Source organism: Pirellulales bacterium (assembly GCA_035533075.1).
Classification (GTDB): Bacteria; Planctomycetota; Planctomycetia; order Pirellulales; family JAICIG01; genus DASSFG01.
In genome coordinates this window covers 1-20,310 of the sequence record DATLUO010000259.1, presented here as the reverse complement: position 1 = coordinate 20,310, position 20,310 = coordinate 1, and the positions used below count along the sequence as shown (strand labels likewise).

Sequence of the window (20,310 nt, the reverse complement as noted above, 5' to 3'; positions counted from 1 at the left end):
TGAAGCACCTGATCCAACCGCGTGATGGCCTCGGTCAGGTTGCCCAAATAGACGACCCTTCCCTGCCGGTCCAGCAGCGCCGACTGCGGAATACCGCGCACCCCAAATGACTTGAATAGCGCACCGAACCACCCTGATTCATCCGCTCTCCCACTATCTTCGCCCGCGCTCATTCGTGGCGCAGCGCTTCGATCGGGTCGAGCGCCGCGGCCCGACGGGCCGGGTAAAGTCCAAAGACGATCCCGACCGCCACCGCGATGCCAAACGCCAGTGGAATCGACCAGTTCACCACGGCCGGCTCCAGCTCGCGCACCACGTCGGGCAGGTTGCGCATGGCACTGGGAAACAACTCGACCAGGGCGCGACGCAACAGCCGCGTCGCCGGTTTGCACGTCAGACCCCCCACGATGCCCGTGATGCCCCCCACCACCGACAACACCACCGTTTCCATCAGGAATTGCCGGGCGATGTCGCTCTGCTTGGCGCCCAGCGCGCGGCGGATGCCGATCTCTCGCGTCCGCTCGGTCACGGTGGCCAACATGATGTTCATGATGCCGATGCCGCCCACCAAGAGCGAGATCGCCGCGATCAGGCCCAAAAACAGAATGAACATCAACTGCGTGGTCTTGGCCTGTTCCAGCAATTCCAGCGGCACCGTCACTCCATAGTCGGGCGCCTGATGGTAGTCGGCCAGCGTGTTCTTGACGATCTCGGCGGTGAGCAGCACGTGCTCGACCTCGTCGACCTGCAAGGTGATCTGGCTGAGCTGGACGATTTCTCCCTCGAACGACGCATTGCGCATCGTGATCACCAGATCGCCGATCCGCAGCCAAAGCGCGCTGATGGGAATATAGACGTCGTGGGAATAATCCTGCGAGTCGAGCGAGCCGCCGATGCCGGCCGAAGGAGCGCGGTCTTCGGTTACGCCGATCACCACGTAGTAGTCCTTCTCGACCTTGATCGAGCGACCCAAGGGATCCTCAAACGGAAAGAGTCGGGTGGCCGTGCCCGCGGCCAGTACGCAAACATTGGCGTGGTCTTGCAAGTCGGCGTCGCTCAGAAAGCGGCCCCGCTCGACGTCGAGCTTGGTTGCCTCGACATACTCGGGGGTGCAGCCGACCAGCCGCCCGTCGATCAGCCGATCGACGTAACGAAATTCGCGACGCAACTCGCGGACGGGGACGGCACGATCGACGGTGGGGATCGTTTCGCTCAGCCGGGCGAAGTCGTCGCGCGTCAGGCCGTAGGGCACCGGGCCGTCGCGGCCGGCCAGCGTCTCGCTGGGCGGTTTGATCGAGCGAACAATGATGTTCTCGGCGCCCAACCCCTCGATCTGTTTCTGCACGGCGACGCTGATGCCGTTGCCGATGGCCAACAGCCAGATCACGCTGGCCACGCCGATGAACATGCCCACCACAGTGAGCAGCGACCGCAAGGGGTGCAAGAGCAGGTTCTTGACCCCTAACGACCAGGTGCGCAGCCAGAAGACGTTCATCCGCCCGGTCCTGATGCGGCAGACTGCGAAGAGCCGGCCTCGGTTGCCGGCTTTGCCGTCGCCTTGGCGACGGGCCTGGCGGCGGCATTGGCGTCCGCTCCGGCGGCCGATTGCGGAGGCCCGCCGGTCGCGGTCGGCTTGTCGTGCGAGGCGACTTTGGGCGCGTCGGCGTCGACCGCCGGCAGTCCGACGTCCTGCAGATGCGCCCGCGGGTTCATCACCACCTCTTGGCCTTCGGCCAGCCCCTCGCGGACCACCAGGAATTTGTCGTTGCTCGAACCGATCAGTACCTCACGCGCGGCAAGCTTCGCCCGTGGACCGCGCACCAGGCAATAGAACTTCTTGCCGCGCTCCACCACCGCCTGCACCGGCACCTGCAACACATCGGCCTTGGTCTCGACGCGGATGGCCACGTGCGCCGACATGCCTGGCCGCAGGGCCTGGGGCGGGTTGAGAATCTCGATGAAGGTGGCGTATTCCTTGACGTTGGAATTGAACCAGTTGTCGTTGCTCGGATACGGATTGACCTTTTTCACCCGGCCCTGCAACTCGAGGCCCGGCAGGGCGTCGAGATCGATCTTCACCATCATGTCGGCCTTGACGCGATCGACCCGCGCCTCGCTGATGCGGGCCTTGACCTGCATCTTTTTTGGGTCGGGCAGGCGGATGATGACCTGCTGCTCGCGGATGCGCGTTCCCGGACGGATCGCGTCGTCGCCATTGGACCGCCAGCGTTCCATTTCGGCATAGACGACCTGCCCATCGATGGGCGCCTTGATCAGGCACTTTTCAAGCTGCCCTTCGATCTGGGCCAATTTCTCCAGTTCGACCTGATGCTTGGCCCCTTCGGAGTTGACCGCGGCCTCGGCCGTTTTGATATCGGTTTCGTGCTTCTTCATGGTCTTGGCCTTGGTGTAGTTGCGGAGCACGTCGAGCTTGATTTCGGCCACCTCGAGTTCCTTCCGGTAGCGGTCGACGGCGAACTCGTCGGACTCCACCTTGACGCGGTTGATGTAGCCGCGCGACCACATCCGCTTGCTGTAGATCAACGAAGCGTCGGCGCGGTTGGAGTTTTCCTTCGCCAAGAACAGCTCGCTTTCGAGTTTCGCTTCTTCCTGCTTGAAGGTGCCCATCTCAAATTCCTGCTCGGCGATGCGAAACGCGTCCAGGTCGTTCTGGGCCTTGGCCAACGCGGCCTCGCTGGTGTTGACTGCGATGACCTGCTTGGCCCGTTCGGTGCGGAGCAAGGCGTCGTCCAGTTTCACGAGGAAGTCGCCCGCTTTGACGAGCGATCCCTCGGGTACGATTTCGATAATCCGCACCCCCTCGGAGTTCTGCGACTGCACTTCGCAAACGACGTTCACGTTGGCGGAACTCTCGACTTCGCCGCGCTCCACAACGTCGTGAACGAAGGCGCCGATTTTGGCGCGCTCGACGATCAGCTCGGCGTGGGAGGCCGGCCCCAGCGCGCCGCGAATCAACCATCCCCCGACGGCGACAACCGTCACGGCAGCCGCAACGATCAGCGCCGGGCCCCGGCGAGCGCGCTCACGCGTTGCTGGCTTCGACTGCACGTGTTTGATCGGGGCCATCACAGCATCTCTCGAGATAACACCGTTCGCCGCAGGCGGCGGAGTGCGACTGGAAGCCGAAACCCGCCGGCGGCGCGCTTCGCACCCTGGTTTTGATTGTACGTCGCCCGCCACGGCGTGCAAAGATAATCGGCCCGCGGGGTGGCCGGATCCAACAGGGCCGACAACTCGCTATACTGCACGCGGCCGAGAATGAGACGTCGGCGGTGGCTGGGGCAGAGCCTGGCCAAGTGGAGGCTGGCACTCCGTTCATCTCGGCGGCCAGGCGATGCCCCGGTTCGACGCACCGGGGCATCGCTTGGCCGTCACGCTGTAGAAGGCGCCAGCCGCTATTTGGCCAAGCTCTGCCCCAGCCACCGCTTTTCCTCGTGGCAAAACGCCTCATTCTCGGCCGCGAGAAGTATAACGGGCGACTTGACTGGCACCTCCTCCGGCCTACTCCGCCTTGACCGTGGTGACCTGTGGTTCCAGGCCGCGCCGGGCCACGGCACACACCGCCGTCACCGGATAGATCTCCTGATAGGGAAGCAGCGGGTTCGTCCAGGGAGTCTCCAAAACGCCGTGGTCCACCAACCTGGCGAACCAGTCGGGGGTGATGAATTCGGGCATTCCGCCGTAATTGCCCGGCTGGCGATAGCGGAAGATTTCGGACCAGTTCACGTAAATGTGCGAGATCCCACGGCGCGTCAACTCCGTGTCGATTTCTTGCGGCTTCCGTCCTTCGCAGATCGTCGCCAGCACGCTCTGGTCGAAGGCGGTGTTGTAGAGCACGGGCACGGCGATGTCGAACACCTGCGCCTCGCCGACCGACAACACCGTGCAGCCCGGCGGCACGTGCTCGTTCAGGATCGAGTGAAATTCGTTCACTCGGCGGAAGTCGTGCCGCGCGTCCGACAGGCTGACAAAATAGGCGTTGTACGTGAGCTCCTGGGCCGTGTCGTAAACAAAACTGATCGAAAGCCCAATGACAAGCACGCTCAGCACCGTCCGGCGCCAGGCGAGCGAGGTGGACCAGACGGCCCCCACTCCTGCCAGCAAGGCCAACACCGGCAGCACCGGTACCCAAAAGCGGTCGATGCGGTGCGTAAATAGCCACCACGTCGCGATCATGTAGACGAAATAACCCGCCAAGGTCAGCGTCAACCGACGGTAGCGGCGGACCAGCAAGCCCAACACCGCGAAAGGGACCATGATGGGGCTGAGCCAGGAGCTCTTCAACACCACCAAGCTCAAGCTGCCGATCAAGGACGACCAGGTGAATTGATGCGGCAGATGCGCTTGCAGCCACCGCGCATTGTTGTCGGGCGTGCGCGTCGCCCCGCCCAGCCAGTCGTAAAGCAGCGGATAGACGGGATTGCCAGTGCATGCCCAATTCTTGGCAAACCACAGCCCGCAACCGGCCAGCAACGCCAACACGAACACGGCCAGGGGCCTTGCCGGACGCCTTGGAGACGTGCAGGCGATAAACAGGCCCAGCGGTAGCGCCACAAAGATCATCGCCGGGTACTTGCACGACACGGCCGCACCCGAGCAAAAACCCGCGAGCACGAGTTGCCCGTCGCCGGCGTCCCATTTTCGCGCGGCGCTGGGCGGACCTTCCGCGGCGACTGCCAAACTCCGTTCTCTCTGCCGCCAGAGCAGAACCGCGTAAACCGACAGCAACAAGTAAAAGGCCAGCACCCCTTCGACCAGCCCGCTGGTTGACACCACCGAGACCCAGGGCACCGAGAGATAGAGCACTGCGGCGACGGTGCCCGCCCCCGGCGAAGCGAAACGCCGGCCGGCCGCGACGAGCGCCAGGGCCGCGAGTGGCGCAAACGCGGCGATGACGGTCTTGCCGACGAGCGCGCCGAGCCACCAGTCGTCGACCAGCACCATGGCGAGCAGGCTGAACATCTCGCTTCCCAGCGGCATGTTGCCATAAACGTTATGCGGCAAGAAGCGGACTGCGCCTTGTTGAAAGAACTCCTTGGGCGCCTCCAGGTGATACTCGCGGACGTCAAAGTCCAGCGGCGGAAGCATGCCGCCCAAGAAGATCACGGTCGCGAATGGCACCGCCAGCCACAGCCACCGAGCATCGATGCCTTCGTCGCGCGGCGGCACGGGGCGGTGCGACGCCTCGACGGCGGGTCGACGCCAGGCGATCCAGGCCGAAACGCCCGCGATTGCCACCGCGGGAAGAATGAAAGACCATCGCGTTAATCCGCCCATCAAGCCCACGGCCAAAACATACAGCGAAAGCACATTCAACCCCACGCCGCAGGAAAAGATGAACCGCTCCAGCGCCGTGAATGTGCCAGCCTCCGACTGCCGCGCAGATTCCTTCTTGGCACGCCCGAACAATGCGGCGAGCAACCGTCGGCCGATCAGCCAGCCGAAGGCGACGATGGCGGCGGCCAGTGCCAGCACGGGCAACCGGTCGATCGCCGCGAAGGAAGGGCTGTGCCCGAACCAGCAGGCCGCGGCTTGCTCCGGCAACAACACGCGGAAGCGGAGCAACTCCGCCCGGCTGATTTCGCCTCTCAATTCGGGCAAGACCGTGGCCAGATATGCCCAGATATACGCCGTGGTGCCGACGAGAAAGGCAACGACAACGAAGCTGTCGGTTACGGTGCGGCCGGTGAAAGGAAGGGTCCCCTGCGGAGAAGCAGACGGTGACGCAGGCTGGTTTGCCATAGTCGAGGCCTCCGGAGACGCGCTTGCCGTTCGCCGTTGTGGAGTTTGGCAGGCCGCTCTGACGTTCGCATCAGCTTAGACGATCGCTTATGGCGAAGGCAAGCAGGTGGGGAAAAGGGTAGTGTCCTAACAGTGTGGTGCTGGGGCTAGTCGGCCAATGGTCGATTTCTCCAGATCGTGACTGCAAGGCTAAAGAAGGTTATCGCGACCATCATTGTCGGCCCCAGAGTCCCCCACGACGTGAGCCCCTGAGGCGTCCTCGCAGCATAGATCATCCAGCCGCCACATATAGCCAGGTTGACGGCGGTAGCGGCGGCCACGAGCCAGACTCTTGCAGGAAACCGGCGTCGCCTGTCTGGCTTTGCCGCGTTCTCCATCGGCGCTCGGTACGGGTTCTCGTCCATCCGGTCATTCTAGCGTCGGTCACGTAGGGTGGGACCAGCCCACTCCACGCGAGGCCTTCAGCCGCGGCGCCATTCGCGCCACACGAGCCGCGGAAACTGGCAGGCGTCGCGAGCGTAGCGGCGGCCCAGGCGGCGCGGCTCGCTGAGCATGCGGAACAACCATTCCAGGCCCGTGCGGCGCATCCAGCGAGGAGCGCGACGCCGCTCGCCCGCCAGAAAGTCGATCGTGGCGCCCACGCAAAGCGCCACCGGCACGTCGAGCTGCCGATGATAACGGTGAATCCAGAACTCCTGTTTCGGCGCTCCCAGACCGATCAGCAACACGTCGGCGCGGCTGGCGTTGATCTGCTCAAGGAGCCGGGCGTTCAGCGCCGCGTCGCGGTCGAAACCGATCGGCGGGGCGGCCACGCCCACGACTTCGATGCCCGGCCAACTCGACGCGATTCGTTCCGCCGCGCGCCGGCCCACGCCCGGCGCTCCGCCCAGCAGAAAAACGTGCAAGTTCCTCCGCTGCCAGACCGCCTCATCAAACAGCCGCGGCACGAGGTCGCTGCCGGCCACACGTTCGGGCAACGCCCGCCCGACCAACCGCGAGGCCGCCACCACCGGCGCCCCATCGGCCAGCACCATGTCCGCCTCGGCGTAAGCTTGCCGCAGTTCGCCGCAGCCTTGATAGAGGACCACGTGATCGACGTTGGGCGTCACGACATAGCGGCAGCGGTCAAGCGGTGATTGAATCCACACCAGCAGCCGCGCCACCGCCTGGTCCATCCGCAGCGCATCGATGGTGATGCCGAACATGCGGACCTGAGCCTCAGCGGCCGGGGTGTCGAGGATGGCTTCGCCCAGCAGCATCGGTCATTCCCATCCCAGAACTCGGCGATAGATCTCGGCGACGCCCGCCGCCATCGCCTGCTGCGAAAAACGCTCGACTTGCCGCCGTTGGGCGTTGGCCGCCATCGCCGTCCAGTCGACGCGACCGGTGACAAAGCGTTCGATCGCCCCAGCCAAAGCTCGTGCGTCCGCGGGCGGAACGATCAGCCCTTCCAGCCCGTCGCGCACGACTTCCGGCACGCCCTCGATGTTGGTACCGATCACCGGCAATCCGGCGGCCAGGGCCTCGATCACCACCATCGGCATCCCTTCGCCAAACAGGCTGGGCAAGACAAACAGATCGGCACGGTCGAGCTCATCGTTGACGTTCGCCGAGAAACCCCGCCATTCGACCATCTCTGCCACGCCGACTTGGCACGCAAGAGACTTCACTTCTTGTTCATAGGCGCCGCTCTCGAACGTGCCGATTGCGCACAGCCGCACGGGCAGGCGCGCCGCTTTCAACAATGCCAAGGCGTGCAGCAACACCTCCGTTCCCTTTCGCGGGCGAAACAGGGCCACGCTGGCAAGCGTCCAAATGCCCCTCGGCCGGCGGCGCGGGGCAGCGGCGGCGCGAGACGGCACGCCGTTGGGAACGACGAACGTTTTTTCGGGCGCGATGCCGGTCCGCCGCGCATAGCGGGAAAGACTTTGACTCACCGCCACCACCGCATCGACGTGCGTCAGGCTGAACCGCTCCGTCGCGGCGTTGACCCAGTTGCGAAGGCGGTGCGTCGTATCGCGCGTCGTCGGGCTGTGCAGGTGATGGACTACCGGCACGCCGCACCAGGCCGCGCCCAGGCCGCCGATGAACGCCGTCCGCGGCGTGTGGGTGTGGACCAAGGCATACTGTTCGTCGCGGATGACGGCGGCCAGCCGCTTTGCCGGCAGCAGATCGAAGCGCGAGCGCATCGCCAATTCAATGAACGGCGCCTGTTGCGATTGGCGAAGCGCTTTGAAGCGCCGGCTCTTGAGGGCGGCAAAGCCGACTTCGAAGCCGTGCTGAGGAAGGTTTAGCGCCAGCAGGTCTTGCACGCGTTCCGCTCCGGCAAAGTGCTCGCCGTTGACGACATGCAGCACTTTGGCCAAGACCGGCGGCGCACTGAGCGGGACAAGGAAATCGACCAATAGTGACGTTGTGGACATGCCGATCCAGGAATGCGAAGCGACTTTGGCGAAGGCGGTAGGGTGGGACCAGCGAGCTTGCGAGCGCCGGCCCACCATCGACAGGCATCAGGCGTCAGGCGTCAGGCATCAGGTCACGACAAGCATCCTGACGGCTGACGCCTCAAACCTGACGCCTCAAATCGGTGGGCCGGCGCTCGCAAGCTCGCCGGTCCCACCTACGGCCTGCGGCGGCCGTTCCCATTGCAAGCCTACGTCACTAGTAGGCTCCGCGCCGGCTGAGGACGCTTAGCGGAGTTTTTGCCAGCAAGGTCAGATCGGTCGTCAGGCCCTGGTTCCGCAAGTACCACAGATCCATCCGCACCCAGTCGTCGAAGCCGATCTCGCAGCGGCCGCTGACCTGCCAGAGACAGGTCAGGCCCGGTTTGACCGCCAGCCGGCGAAGCTGCCACGGCTCATACTTGGCCACCTCCGCCGGCACGGGCGGACGAGGGCCGACCAGCGACATCTGTCCCAGCAGCACGTTGACCAGTTGCGGCATTTCGTCGATGCTCGTCGATCGCAAGAAGCCGCCGATGCGCGTTATGCGCGGATCGCGGCGGTTCTTGAACACCGGGCCGTCTTTTTCATTCGCCACCAGGTGTTGCTTCTGGGCGGCGTCGAGTACCATCGTGCGGAACTTGAACATCCGGAACCGCCGACCGCAGAGACCGACGCGCTGTTGCGCGAAAAACGGCCGGCCCTTGGTCGTCATCGTCAGCACGAGAAGCGTCGTCAGCATAATCGGCGCGAACAGCAGCAAGAACGCGATCGCCCCCAGCACATCGAAGGCACGCTTCGCGGCGAGATAGAGCGGCGACTCGTTCCCTTCGGCGATGATGCCGTCGTGCAGGCGTATTGTCTGGCTTGCCCGAGGCCGTACCGGCCCAAATCGCCCCGCAAAGAGCGCGCTGGCACTCGGAATGAAGCGGCCAGTGGGCGTGCGGTCGTCGTTGCGGCGGTTGTATTTGAAAGACACGTGGTTTCCTCTTGGTGGCTGAATTCTGAACCCTGAACCCTGAACCCTGAACCCCTGGTGGGCCGGCGCTCGCAAGTTCGCTGGTCCCACCCTACACTGTTGGCTGCATGGCCTTCTTCAGTGCTTTGCGGACCGAAACGCCGGCCGCCACACCACGCGACGTACCGACCATCGGCGACGGCACGACCGCGGTCTGGTAAACCGGCGGCAGTTCGACAGCGGGCTTGGAGACCGGCGGAATGGCCAGGAACAGCACGGCGGCGCCGACCAGCAAGGCGGCCACGACGCCGGTCGCGGCGATGGTCAGCCTGCCGGGTCCGACGGGCTTGCTGCCCGTGTCGGGCTCGTCGATGGTATAGATCAGGCTGGAGCTATGGGCGCCGGCCTGGCTGCTGCGGGCTTCCGACAGTTCCCGCTGTGCCGTGGCCAACAGTGCGTTTCGCTGCTCGACATCCACGATCAGGTTCGAGTAGGCCGCCCGCAGGCTTCCCAGCTTGGCCAACCGCGACCGCGTGTCGGCAAGCTGTTCCGCGAGGATTTTCGCCCGTTCGTTGGCCAATCGCAGGTCGACCTGAACGGCGCGGCAGGCGATTTCCAGTTCCTGGTGAAGCTGGCGGCTGATCTCGGCCTCCGACTCGGACGCCGCCCGCACCAAGGGGTGTTCGTCGCTCATGCTGCCGGAAAGATCGGCCGTTTTGAGCTGGGCATCGACCAGTCCTTCCTTCAGCCGCTTCAGCGAGGGCTGCGATTCGAGCAGGCTGCTGGGCATGGCCAACAGGCGGCCTTGATCGACGCGGGCGGCCTGCAGCAGGTCGAACAAACTCTGGTGGGTCCGTTCGACGAGCTGGGCCTGACGCAGCTCGGTTTCGAGCTCCAGCGATTTGCGCCGCAGATCGCTGTCGCCCGACGACGATTCATGCAGAATGCGAAGCTCGGCCAGGTCGCTGCCGACCGACTGTTCGAGCGCGGCCAATTTATCGGTGGCGGTCGCCATTTCGCCTTGGGCCATCGAGACGGCTTTGGCCAACTCGTCGATCATGCCCTGCGCTTTGGCATCGCGAAGCTGCTGAAAGCGGCCCTGGAGGTGCTTCGACACCGCCGTGACGAGTGCCAATGCCCGTTGCCGGCCGTGATCGCGGATCTTGAGATAGAGAACTTCGGTCTTGCCGAACTCGGCGCCCTTGGGCGGCACGAGCTTGATCGATTCGACAAGCTGAGTCACGTCCTGATCGGTCGGCCAGGTGCCGCTTGCGTGGGTGCTCGCGGCGGGTCCGACGTCCAACAGGGCCTGCCGCAGCACCGCCCGGCTTCTCGCCAATTCGAGAATCGTTTCCTGCGTGGTTTTCATTTCGTCGGCGCGAAACCGGCCCGGCTCGGCCAGATTGCCGGCGGCTTCGTTGCGGACCACCAAGCTCTGAGAGGCTTCCCAGGTATCTTGGCGGACGGCCGCGAACACGAGGGCCAAAAATGCCACGCCCGCCGCCGGCGGCAGCCAGCGCCGGCGATGGGCGAGAACGAAGATGAGCAGGTTGCCGGTGGCGGAGAGATGGGCGGCGTGGGCCATAAGGGAATTGCTCGCGGTTGTCGTGGATCAGGAAACGTGTCATTTCCTTCAAGCAAGCCACGCGCCCGATAAAGGGTGCGCCAGGGCGATTGAGCCATTGAGATTGCCGCATCCTGTTGGCGAACTGGTGGTTACGTCGCCGTCACCGTCCCTGTCGCCGCCCAGCAGGGTCCTGTTCGCGTCGAACGGCATGTTGACGGCCGCCACCGGATTGTTGCCATTTGGCAACGCTGGGCGAGCGGCAGGCGACCGTGTGCGGGTAGTTCCTGGCAAAAGCCCGGCAGCGGCGACGTTGGCGCGCTTTTCGGGCTAGAATTGGGACTAAGAATTCGCAAGAATACACGTTACGGGACCACACGCCCGCCCTCCTGCCCAACCCGCCCTTAGCCCGCCGTATGCCGCCCCCAGGGGAACTTCTCGACTGTGATATTTGGCGCGTGGAGCGCCGCAGCGATGGTGCCTTGCTCGTGCGCATCAGCTCGCGCCGGTTGCGCGGCAACCGCTTGCCCGACGCCGTCTTCTCGTTCCGTTGCGGCGATCCGCAATACGGTTATTGGGAAGAGCGTTTCCGCGAGCAGCAAACCGCCGTCGGCTGACGTTCAGGCCAGAATGCCCGTGACCACCTCGCCATGCACATCGGTCAGGCGGAAATCTCGGCCTTGAAACCGATAGGTGAGCCGCGTGTGGTCGAGGCCCAGCGAGTGCAGAATCGTGGCGTTGAGGTCGTGAACGTGAACGCCGTTTTCAACCACGTTGTAACCGTAGTCGTCGGTTTGGCCATAGGTGATGCCCGGCCGAACGCCGCCGCCGGCCAGCCACATCGTGAAACAGCGGCCGTGATGATCGCGGCCGAAATTCGTCGGCCGCAGCTCGCCCTGACAGTAAACCGTGCGGCCGAACTCGCCGCCGAAGACAACCAACGTGTCGTCGAGCAATCCGCGCGCGGCCAGGTCGCTCAGCAAGGCGGCCGTGGGCCGATCGACGTCGCGGCATTGCAGCCGCAAGTCGCCGGGCAGGTTGTAATGCTGGTCCCAGCCGCGATGATAAAGCTGCACGAAGCGCACGCCGCGTTCCACCAGCCGCCGGGCCAAGAGACAGTTGGCGGCGTAGCTGCCCGGCCGCCGCGCGTCGTCGCCGTATAAGCGGAACGTCGATTCCGGTTCGCGCGCCAAGTCGGTCAATTCCGGCACCGAGGCCTGCATGCGATAGGCCATTTCATACTGGGCGACGCGAGCGGCAATCTCCGGATCGCCGGCCTGCGATTGCCGGTGTTCGTTGAGAGTCCGCACCGCATCGAGCATCGCCCGCCGCGTGGCGCCGTCGACGCCGGGCGGGTTCGACAAATAGAGCACCGGGTCGCCCGTCGAGCGGAAGGCCACGCCTTGATGGTTCGAGGGCAGAAAGGCCGACCCCCATAATCGCGCATAGAGCGGATCGTCGGGCCGGGCGGCACTGCCGCGCGACAAGAGCACGACGAAGGCCGGCAAATCGTCCGCCTCGCCGCCCAGTCCGTAACTCAGCCAGGCGCCCAGGCTCGGTCTGCCCGGTTGCTGATGGCCAGTTTGCAGATACGTGACCGCCGGGTCGTGGTTGATGGCTTCGGTGTTGAGCGACTTGATCATGCAGAGCCGGTCGCTCTGCCGACCCAACTGCGGCAGCAGTTCGCTGATCCAGGCGCCGCACTCGCCCTGTTGCCGGAATGCGAAGGGCGAGGCGACCAGCGGCAGCGACTTTTGATTCGACGTCATGCCCGTCAGGCGCTGCGTGCCGCGGACCGAAGGCGGCAATTCGCTGCCGTGCCACTTGGTCAGTTCGGGCTTATAATCGAACAGGTCGACGTGCGACGGGCCGCCGTGCATGAACAGGTAGATGACGCAGCGGGCCCGTGCGGCGCTGCGGCGGCCGCCGTCTTCGGCCGTTGCCCGAACGCCCAATAGTTCCGCCAGCGCGACCGCCCCCAGGCTGCACGCCGATCGGCCTAAGAGCTGCCGGCGCGCGAGCATCGGTTGGGGAACAGTATCGAGAGAACTGGCGGCAAACATTCCTCGATTATATACTTCACGCGGCCGAGAATGAGACATTTTTCCAAATGCGGTGGCTGGGGCAGAGCTTGGCCCGATAGCGGCGGGCGCCCTTCAACGGCGTGGGGGCCAAGCGATGCCCCGGTTGGACGCACCGGGGCATCGCCTGGCCGCCCAGATGAACGAAGTGCCAGCCTCGACCTGGCCAGGCTCTGCCCCAGCCACCGCCCAATGTCTCATTCTCGACCGCGTGAAGTATAGCAGAGTCAATGAGTCGTGCCGTGCGAGCGAGCGGCTGGTTTGCCCTGTTGGTGCGGCTCCCGCGCGACAAAGTTCCTTGCCGGCCGGACACGCGCGGGGGGCGGCCGCCCTCAATCGAACTCCACGAAGTACCGAAGCAACGTGGTCGTGACCGGTCCGATTTCCATCCCCGTATGCGGCTGATTCGGATTCACGATTATCTCTTCCGCAGGCAGGTCGTCGCCGTGTTTTTCAATTCTGCCAAGGCGAACTTCGGTTGCGTACCAGCGGCCGCCCGGCGACTGCTGAACTTTGTCGATGATCTGGGTCACATTGTCCCAGGCTGCCTGATTCCGCGAAAAGTGCGTTTCCTGCCTGAGCACCAGATAGTCTCGCTCGGGAGCGATCCAATAATGATTTCCAGCGTTTCATGCCCAATCGCGTCGTCAATCGGTGACGGTCGAGCAGAACAGAGACATGCCTCGACCGCGGAAATATCATGTTTGTCGCGGCGGCGTCGGCAGCGGCGGAATTGATCGATCGCGGCGTCGGCACAGATCTTCAGGATCAGCGCCTCCGGAGCAGAATGGCGTGCAATTCGCGCTCGCTGCCGCCAAACGGTCGTCAGGGCGTTTTGCAGAGCGTCCTCGGTGTCCTGCGTGTGACGCAGAACCCGCCAGACCGTCTCGAACATCCGCTTCTTAACCGGTGCGATCAGTTGGGCAAAGTTGTCAGTATCCACTCCGAACTCCCAACGAGAATGACAAGTCAGACGAGCGTGAAATAGCGCAGGCAGAGTCAGCCGCCCACTGACCGTCCATAAAGATTACCGTTCCAACTCAGCAATCCGGGGACAGGAAAGTTCACTTTGCATCAAATGCCGCCACATAGGTGGCCACGCGCATGTAGTCGTGGGCGGTCGACGAACGAACCGCCAAAGTTGCCGGCCAACCAAGCGGTCCAGGTGCCCTTGGGACAGATCTCTTTGGCTTCGACGAGCGCCCGGCCCGCCTCCAGGGCCCGCATGACCGCCTCTCGCGCGGCCTTCAGCACCCCGTCGTGGGCGCGGTTGGCCACCTCCGCCAATTGCGCCAGGGCCGTCTCGCGCTCCAACTTGCGGTTTTCACGGACTGTCAGGGATGTGTTCATTTAGTCTCTCCTTATACAATTGATACTGTGATTAACAACTATCTACAAACACAGTTGTCTCTAGTAAATCAGTGTACTTATAATCAGATGGCGGTCAATACCCCATCGCGATTTTTTTCGCGGCCGGCACCGCATGTGTGTCGACGAGAATCGACGACCCACCCGAGCTCCACGCGCCAGTGCTCTGTCAGCCGTCGATTGACTGTTTCGGGGTGAGTGTAGGGTGGGACCAGCGATCTTGCGAGCGCCGGCCCACCACGGAGGACGCCGGCCATCGGTGGGCCGGCGCTCGCAAGCTCGCTGCTCCCACCCTACGATGCATTTCGCGCCATCCCTCAAGGGACGACTGACGGAGCGCTAGTTCTTGCAGAGCGTCTCGTCCAGGTTCAAGATCGCGTGGGCGACGATCGTCCAGGCGGCGAGTTGCGCCGGATCCAGCGAGCCGTCGGCGGGCGATTCGCCGACGGAAAGCAACGCCTCAGCCTGTCGCGGACCGCCGCGGTACTTTGCAAGCTGCCGCACGAGGAGCTGAGCCAGTTCGGCATGCTCCGCGGCGTCGGGCGGCCGACTGACGACCGTCAAGAACATGCCATCCAGCCGGTCGTCGTCGGTCTGGCGGTCCCGCTTCAACACCCGTTCGGCCAGCTTCCGCGCGGCTTCGACGTAGGTGGGGTCGTTCAGCACGACCAACGCTTGCAGCGGAGTGTTGGTCCGCGAACGGCGCACCACGCATGTCTCGCGCGTCGGAGCATCGAACGCCAACAGCGCCGGCGGCGGCGATTGACGTTTCCAAAACGTATATAGCCCGCGACGGTACAAACCGGCCCCGTGGTCCTGCTGGTACGATTGCTCGCCGCCGTACGAAACCGCTTCCCATAGTCCTTCGGGCTGATACGGTTTGACGCTCGGCCCGCCGATTTCACGCGCCAGTAGGCCGGCGGCCGCCAACGCCTGATCGCGGACCAATTCTGCCGGCAAGCGAAACCGCGGCCCGCGCGCCAGCAAGCGGTTTTCGGGATCGCGGGCGATCAACTCCGGCGGCGCGTCGGAAGTTTGCCGATAGACGGCGCTGGTCACAATCAGCCGCCCGAGGGCCTTGACGTCCCAGCCCGATTCCATGAGCTCCACGGCCAGCCAATCGAGCAGCTCCGGATGCGAGGGGGGGGCGCCCTGCGAGCCGAAATCGTTGAGCGTACACACCAGCCCCCGGCCAAAATAATGATGCCAGAACCGGTTGACGATGACGCGCGCCGTGAGTGGATGGCGGCGGTCGACCAGCCAACGGGCAAGCGCCAGCCGATCGGCTTTGGCATCCGCAGGCAGCGGCGGCAGCGCCGCGGGCACGCCCGCTTCGACGCGCTCTTGCGGCCGATCGTACTGGCCGCGGGCCAGCACGAAGGTCTCGCGCGGCTGCTCCAGCTCGCGCATCACCATCGCCGTCGGCACGTTCGCCTTGAAGGCGGCCAGCTTGCGACGCGCCTCGACCAATCGGCGGTAATCGCCGCGCAGCGGTTCGCCGGCCGCGTGCGTCAGAAAATAGTCACGCAATTCTTCCGACTCTTGCGGCGTGCGTTTGTCGTCGGGCGCGTCGAGCAGGTACTTCAAACGCTCGGCCGTAAACAGCGCGACCGCCTCTTCGGCGGTCAAGGCGCGATCGTAGAGCCGCGCCTCGTCAACGAGGCCTTTCAGCCCGTAGCCTTCGCTGCGCCGGCCGAGGCGCCAGGGCCTTTCGACGGCGATCGGGCCGTCGAGCGTGTCGTATACGACCTTCATGTCGAGCGGCCGCCCGTCGAGATAGACCGCCACTCCGCGGGCACGCCCGCCGCCATCGTAGCTCACGGCAACGTGATGCCAGCGGCGCAACGGCACAGTCTCGTGCGACGTGAGCAAAATGCTCTCGCCCTCGTTGCGGTGCATCAACTGCACCACGAGCATCGACTTCTCGACCATCACGTTGAAGCCGCGCAGGTCGTCGCGGTCTTCGAAGCGGCAGAGAATCGCGGCCGGCTCGGCATGGGCCAAGAACCACGCCGCCGCGGCGAAAGGCCGGTCGCGCTCCGGCGCCAGCGGCGCGTCGAACTCCAGCCAAGAATCGCCGTCGAGCGACGCGGCCTGCCCGCGGATGCCGGGAACGAATTCCACCTTCCCTCGCGTGCGCACGTTCGCGGCCGGCTCCGGTTCGCAGGCGATGGTGCCCAAGGGCGGCGCGGTAGCCGGCAGGGTCTGCGCGGCATCTTGCCGCCAGCGGGCCTGGGCCTGGGCGAGGGCCTGGCCGTGTTGCGCGAAAGTCGCTTCGCGCTCGGCAACGGTGGCTTGCAGCTCGTTCACGCGACCGGTCTGTTCGGCCAGCGGCGCGGGAATCTGCGGATCGGCATTGCCGTCGCGACCGGTGTTTCCCTTTTCGGGCAGGTTGTTGAAAAAGGCGAACAGGCGATAGAAATCGCGCTGCGACCACGGATCGTACTTGTGGTCGTGGCAACGGGCGCAACCGAGCGTCAACCCCAGCCACACGGCGGCGGTGGTCTCGACGCGGTCGCACACGTATTCCACGCGATACTCTTCGTCGATAATGCCCGTCTCGTAAGTCACCGGGTGGTTGCGGTGAAAGCCGGAGGCGATCTGTTGTTCGAGCGTCGCTTGCGGCAACAGGTCGCCGGCGAGCTGCTCGACGGTGAACTGGTCGAACGGCAGATTTTGGTTGAAGGCCGAAAGCACCCAATCGCGCCAGCGCCACATCTGCCGCTCGTTGTCGACGAAATAGCCGTTGGTGTCGGCATAGCGGGCGGCATCGAGCCAATCGAGCGCGAACCGCTCGCCGAAATGGGGCGAGGCGAGCAAGCGATCGACCAGCCGCGGATAGGCATCGGGACGTGTGTCACTCAGAAAGGCTTCGACCTCTTCGGGCGACGGCGGCAGCCCGATGAGATCGAGCGACAAGCGGCGGATGAGCGTCGGGCGATCGGCTTCGGGCCGCGGCGAAAGCCCTTCGCGATCGAGGCGGGCCAACACGAAGCGGTCGAGGGGCGTGCGCGCCCAGAGGGCATCGCGATTGGCCGGCGGCGGCGGCTTGACCGGCGGCCGCAGCGACCAGTGCGAATCATATTCCGCTCCCTGCTCGATCCATTGCCGCAGCTTGTCGCGGTCGCCGGCCGACAAGCGCTTGCCGCTCGACGGCGGCGGCATCCGCTGGTCGTCGTCGGTCGCGGCGATCCGCCGCCAGAGCTCGCTTTCTTCAGGGTGGCCCGGCACGATGGGGCGATTCCCCTCCGGCTTGCCGCGCGCGCCCTCGGCGGTGTCGAGGCGCAGCTCGGCTTGCCGCTGTTTTTCGTCGGGACCATGGCAGCGGAAGCACTTGTCGCTGAGAATCGGCCGGATATCGCGATCGTACGACCGCTTGTCATCGGCTTGCGTCGGCGCGGCCCACCACGCCGGCACGAAGCAGCACACGCCCAGCAATCGAAAGAGTAGCGGCATCGTCAGGCGGGAAGAACGCGGCGGGAAAAGGCCGCCGGGGGTTCCGGAGGCATCAAACCTATTCTCGTCTCTGACCGGGCCGCGTCAACCGTTGGCCCCACCTTACGGTTCATCGCAGGGTGCGACAGGTCCGCCGCAGCGCCTTACGGCAGCCGGGCCATCGTGCAGGCGAACTCGAACCGCACGGCCAGCTTGCCGGCGCACGAAACCTTGGCCTTCAAAAAGAACGCCTCGGCCAGCCGCTCGATGAGTTCGACTTCGATGTCGATCGTTTCGCCCGGTCGCACCATCCGCTTGAAACGCACGTCGTTGATGCGCGTGGCGACGGGCACCCCCTTCGTGTCGCCCAGGTGTTGCGAGAGCAGAATGGCCCCGGCCTGCATGGCTGCTTCGCACAACAATACGCCCGGCGTCAGAGGAAAAGCCGGGTAGTGCCCCTGATAGAAGAACTCGTCGCCGCGGAACGTCTTGCGGCAGACGATGCGGCTCTCACTGCGCTCGACGATCTCGTCGACGAACAAAAACGGCGGCCGGTGCGGAATCGCGGACTCGATGTCGGTCGGGACTGGGGGATTGCTCATGTTCCCAGTGTAGGGTGGGGCCAGCAAGCTTGCGAGCGCCGCCCCACCTTACGCGCTGATGCCTGACGCTGCATACCCCGACTTCAACAAATACCCGTCTACGTCGTTCGCCACAATCACGCCGTAGTTCATCGCGCCGAGCCAGCCCGACATGATGATGCCCACGCTGCCGGCGTGATACAGCCCGGCAATCTGTTCGGGCACGGCCCGGCTCACGGCCAGCCCCTCGAACTTGGTGCCGAAACTCGCCCCGCCCCAGTGCCGCGTGTAATGCTCAAAGGTCCGCGGCGTCGAGGCCTCGACGTGGTCGATCTTTTCGCGGATGTCGGGCACGTACTTGCCGATCGCATCGAGCGTGGTCTCGATGAGATCGCGTTTGCTCGCTTGGTACTCTTCTTCGCTGAGCTGTGCCCAATCGGCGTAGTTGGCGTTGGTGCTGGAGACGATCAGCGAGCGGTCGCTGCCGGGCCGCGTCCGCGGATAATAAAATGAGTAGGTGCGGCTGGTGATGTCGCGGCTCAACAGCGCCTCGGTGCGGAAGAGCGGCGCGGTGGAGCTGAACAGCAGGTCGCCGCAGCGTTCGTCCAGCTCTTCGCCGGCCCGCAACGCCATATAAACCTGGCAGCTCGAATTATTGAGGCGCACCGCCCGGGCCTGCTCGACGAACGAACGGTCGAAATGTTCTTCGCCGACAAGCTGAAAGATGGTGGCCTTCAAGTTCGAGTTGGAGACCACCGCGCCGGCCTTGATGTGCCGGCGATTGACGGTGACCGCCTCCACGCGTCCGCCGGCGACGTGAATCTTTTCGACGTTGCTGCGAATCCGCACATCGACGCCGTTGGCGGTCATCTCGTCGCGCATCAGGCCGATCAGCCGGTCGGTGCCGCCTTGAAACGTGAACACGCCTTTCGACATGAAATTCGAGAACACGATGCCGTAGCTGATGGCCGGATCTTCCAGCGTCGAGCCGTTGGCATAGGTGATCGGCTCCATCAACAGCCGAATCACGTCTTCGCGGCCGGGAAAAAACCGCTGAAACAACTCGCCCACCGTGGTGCTCTGGTCGTCGTAAAAATTCATGCCGCGGGCGGTGTCGAAAAACGCCTGCACGGTCTCGCCGGGCACCTGAAACCGCTCGGTCAACAACCGCGTGAAGTCGTCGCGGTTGAAGGTGGTGGTCAGCGAGAACATCGGGTTGTCGAAGCGGATGTTCTTGATCTGCACGATCGAGTCGGCGATTTCGGTGGTCCAGTAGCGGCGGCAGCTTTTGACCATGCCGACGGGAAAGCCGTGCAGCGAAATATCGAAGATGTGCCCGCCGCGGCGCTTGAACCAGGTGGCCATGCCGCCGAGCTGATAGTGCTGCTCCAACAGCAGCACCGAGCGGCCCGTTTTGGCCAGCGTGTTGGCCGCGGTCAGACCGGCCAGACCGCTGCCGATCACGACCACGTCGTAAGCATCGCGGGCGTCTTTGAGAAAATCTTTCGACATGGTTCGGATTCGTGCTACTTTGGCGGACGGAAGACTGCCAAGCGTTTCGACGGCTGCCACGCGGGCGACGCCGCGCTGTCCGACACATCTTGCCTTGCCGCGGTCGAATTGGGAAGACGGCCAACCGTTTTGAAGCCTCATGCGGGTCATTGTATTGCACCTCGCTCACGCGTCGGGCCAGCATCGGTGCGGCCCCGCCTCCAGTGCTCTGCGACCTGTGGGCGCCGCCAAATGCGTCGCGCGCGGCGCATTTGCGCACCGTAGCCCTTTCGCTCCGCGAGAGGCAAGCCGTTTACCTCGCGACCATGCGACGCGCGTGCGTCGCCTCGGCCCCTGCCGCGCGCAAAAGCGTCGCGCGATGCATTTTGCCGACCGATAGGGGTGGGGAGAGCCGATTGAGTTCGGCTCCCCCTCCCTCCGAACCGTACGGGCGGTTCTCCCGCATACGGCTCTCCGGTTAGAAAGTTCCTATGGATTGGACGAAACGTACATGGGCCGCATTCAGGCTCTTGAACCCACAGTCCGTAAAGTAGGCGTTCGGCCAACGCTGAGTGCGCGGAAGGTGTTGGCGGTTCCGCCGATGCCGTTTCAGGAGCAGAGCGCGCAG

The 20,310-nt window shown here is 64.5% G+C and carries 15 protein-coding genes; 1 reads left to right on the top strand and 14 read right to left on the bottom strand.

Features of this window, described 5'->3' with window-relative positions; all coding sequences use genetic code 11:
* Positions 1-169: 169 nt before the first annotated feature.
* From VNH11_32415 to VNH11_32385, 7 genes are all read right to left on the bottom strand, one after another.
* Positions 170-1,495 carry an ABC transporter permease gene (locus tag VNH11_32415; protein ID HVA51090.1) on the bottom strand — a complete coding sequence of 442 codons (1,326 nt, stop codon included), beginning with the start codon at positions 1,493-1,495 and terminating at the stop codon, positions 170-172.
* A complete protein-coding gene (locus tag VNH11_32410; GenBank protein ID HVA51089.1) occupies positions 1,492-3,087 on the bottom strand; it encodes an efflux RND transporter periplasmic adaptor subunit in 1,596 nt (531 codons plus the stop codon). The genes VNH11_32415 and VNH11_32410 overlap by 4 nt, the downstream gene beginning before the upstream one ends.
* Before the next feature lie 435 nt (positions 3,088-3,522).
* Positions 3,523-5,763 carry a hypothetical protein gene (locus VNH11_32405; GenBank protein HVA51088.1) on the bottom strand — a complete coding sequence of 747 codons (2,241 nt, stop codon included), beginning with the start codon at positions 5,761-5,763 and terminating at the stop codon, positions 3,523-3,525.
* Positions 5,764-6,224: 461 nt separating this feature from the next.
* On the bottom strand, positions 6,225-7,022 hold the full coding sequence (locus tag VNH11_32400; protein HVA51087.1) for a WecB/TagA/CpsF family glycosyltransferase: 798 nt from the start codon (positions 7,020-7,022) through the stop codon (positions 6,225-6,227).
* 3 nt (positions 7,023-7,025) lie between these two features.
* The gene (locus VNH11_32395) at positions 7,026-8,186 is read right to left on the bottom strand and encodes a glycosyltransferase (GenBank protein HVA51086.1); all 1,161 of its coding nucleotides are present in this window, start codon (positions 8,184-8,186) and stop codon (positions 7,026-7,028) included.
* A gap of 238 nt (positions 8,187-8,424) precedes the next feature.
* Complete coding sequence (locus VNH11_32390) at positions 8,425-9,183, bottom strand: sugar transferase (protein HVA51085.1); 759 nt, start codon at positions 9,181-9,183, stop codon at positions 8,425-8,427.
* A gap of 91 nt (positions 9,184-9,274) precedes the next feature.
* A complete protein-coding gene (locus VNH11_32385) occupies positions 9,275-10,747 on the bottom strand; it encodes a hypothetical protein (GenBank protein ID HVA51084.1) in 1,473 nt (490 codons plus the stop codon).
* Positions 10,748-11,142: 395 nt separating this feature from the next.
* Between VNH11_32385 and VNH11_32380 the strand changes: the two genes are divergently transcribed.
* Positions 11,143-11,343 carry a hypothetical protein gene (locus tag VNH11_32380; GenBank protein ID HVA51083.1) on the top strand — a complete coding sequence of 67 codons (201 nt, stop codon included), beginning with the start codon at positions 11,143-11,145 and terminating at the stop codon, positions 11,341-11,343.
* A 3-nt stretch (positions 11,344-11,346) separates the two neighbouring features.
* On the opposite strand, the gene VNH11_32375 is transcribed toward VNH11_32380, so the two are convergent.
* The 7 genes from VNH11_32375 to VNH11_32345 all read right to left on the bottom strand — a co-directional run bounded on the left by VNH11_32375 (position 11,347) and on the right by VNH11_32345 (position 19,703).
* Positions 11,347-12,789: a DUF1501 domain-containing protein gene (locus tag VNH11_32375; protein ID HVA51082.1), complete on the bottom strand. Its 1,443-nt coding sequence runs from the start codon at positions 12,787-12,789 to the stop codon at positions 11,347-11,349.
* 350 nt (positions 12,790-13,139) lie between these two features.
* Complete coding sequence (locus VNH11_32370; GenBank protein ID HVA51081.1) at positions 13,140-13,340, bottom strand: hypothetical protein; 201 nt, start codon at positions 13,338-13,340, stop codon at positions 13,140-13,142.
* A complete protein-coding gene (locus VNH11_32365; GenBank protein HVA51080.1) occupies positions 13,337-13,750 on the bottom strand; it encodes a hypothetical protein in 414 nt (137 codons plus the stop codon). Before VNH11_32365 ends, VNH11_32370 begins: the two co-directional genes overlap by 4 nt.
* Before the next feature lie 131 nt (positions 13,751-13,881).
* Complete coding sequence (locus VNH11_32360; GenBank protein ID HVA51079.1) at positions 13,882-14,157, bottom strand: hypothetical protein; 276 nt, start codon at positions 14,155-14,157, stop codon at positions 13,882-13,884.
* 357 nt (positions 14,158-14,514) lie between these two features.
* Positions 14,515-17,631: a DUF1553 domain-containing protein gene (locus VNH11_32355; protein ID HVA51078.1), complete on the bottom strand. Its 3,117-nt coding sequence runs from the start codon at positions 17,629-17,631 to the stop codon at positions 14,515-14,517.
* 143 nt (positions 17,632-17,774) lie between these two features.
* The gene (locus tag VNH11_32350) at positions 17,775-18,212 is read right to left on the bottom strand and encodes a 3-hydroxyacyl-ACP dehydratase FabZ family protein (GenBank protein ID HVA51077.1); all 438 of its coding nucleotides are present in this window, start codon (positions 18,210-18,212) and stop codon (positions 17,775-17,777) included.
* Positions 18,213-18,260: 48 nt separating this feature from the next.
* Complete coding sequence (locus VNH11_32345; GenBank protein ID HVA51076.1) at positions 18,261-19,703, bottom strand: FAD-dependent oxidoreductase; 1,443 nt, start codon at positions 19,701-19,703, stop codon at positions 18,261-18,263.
* Positions 19,704-20,310 lie beyond the last annotated feature (607 nt).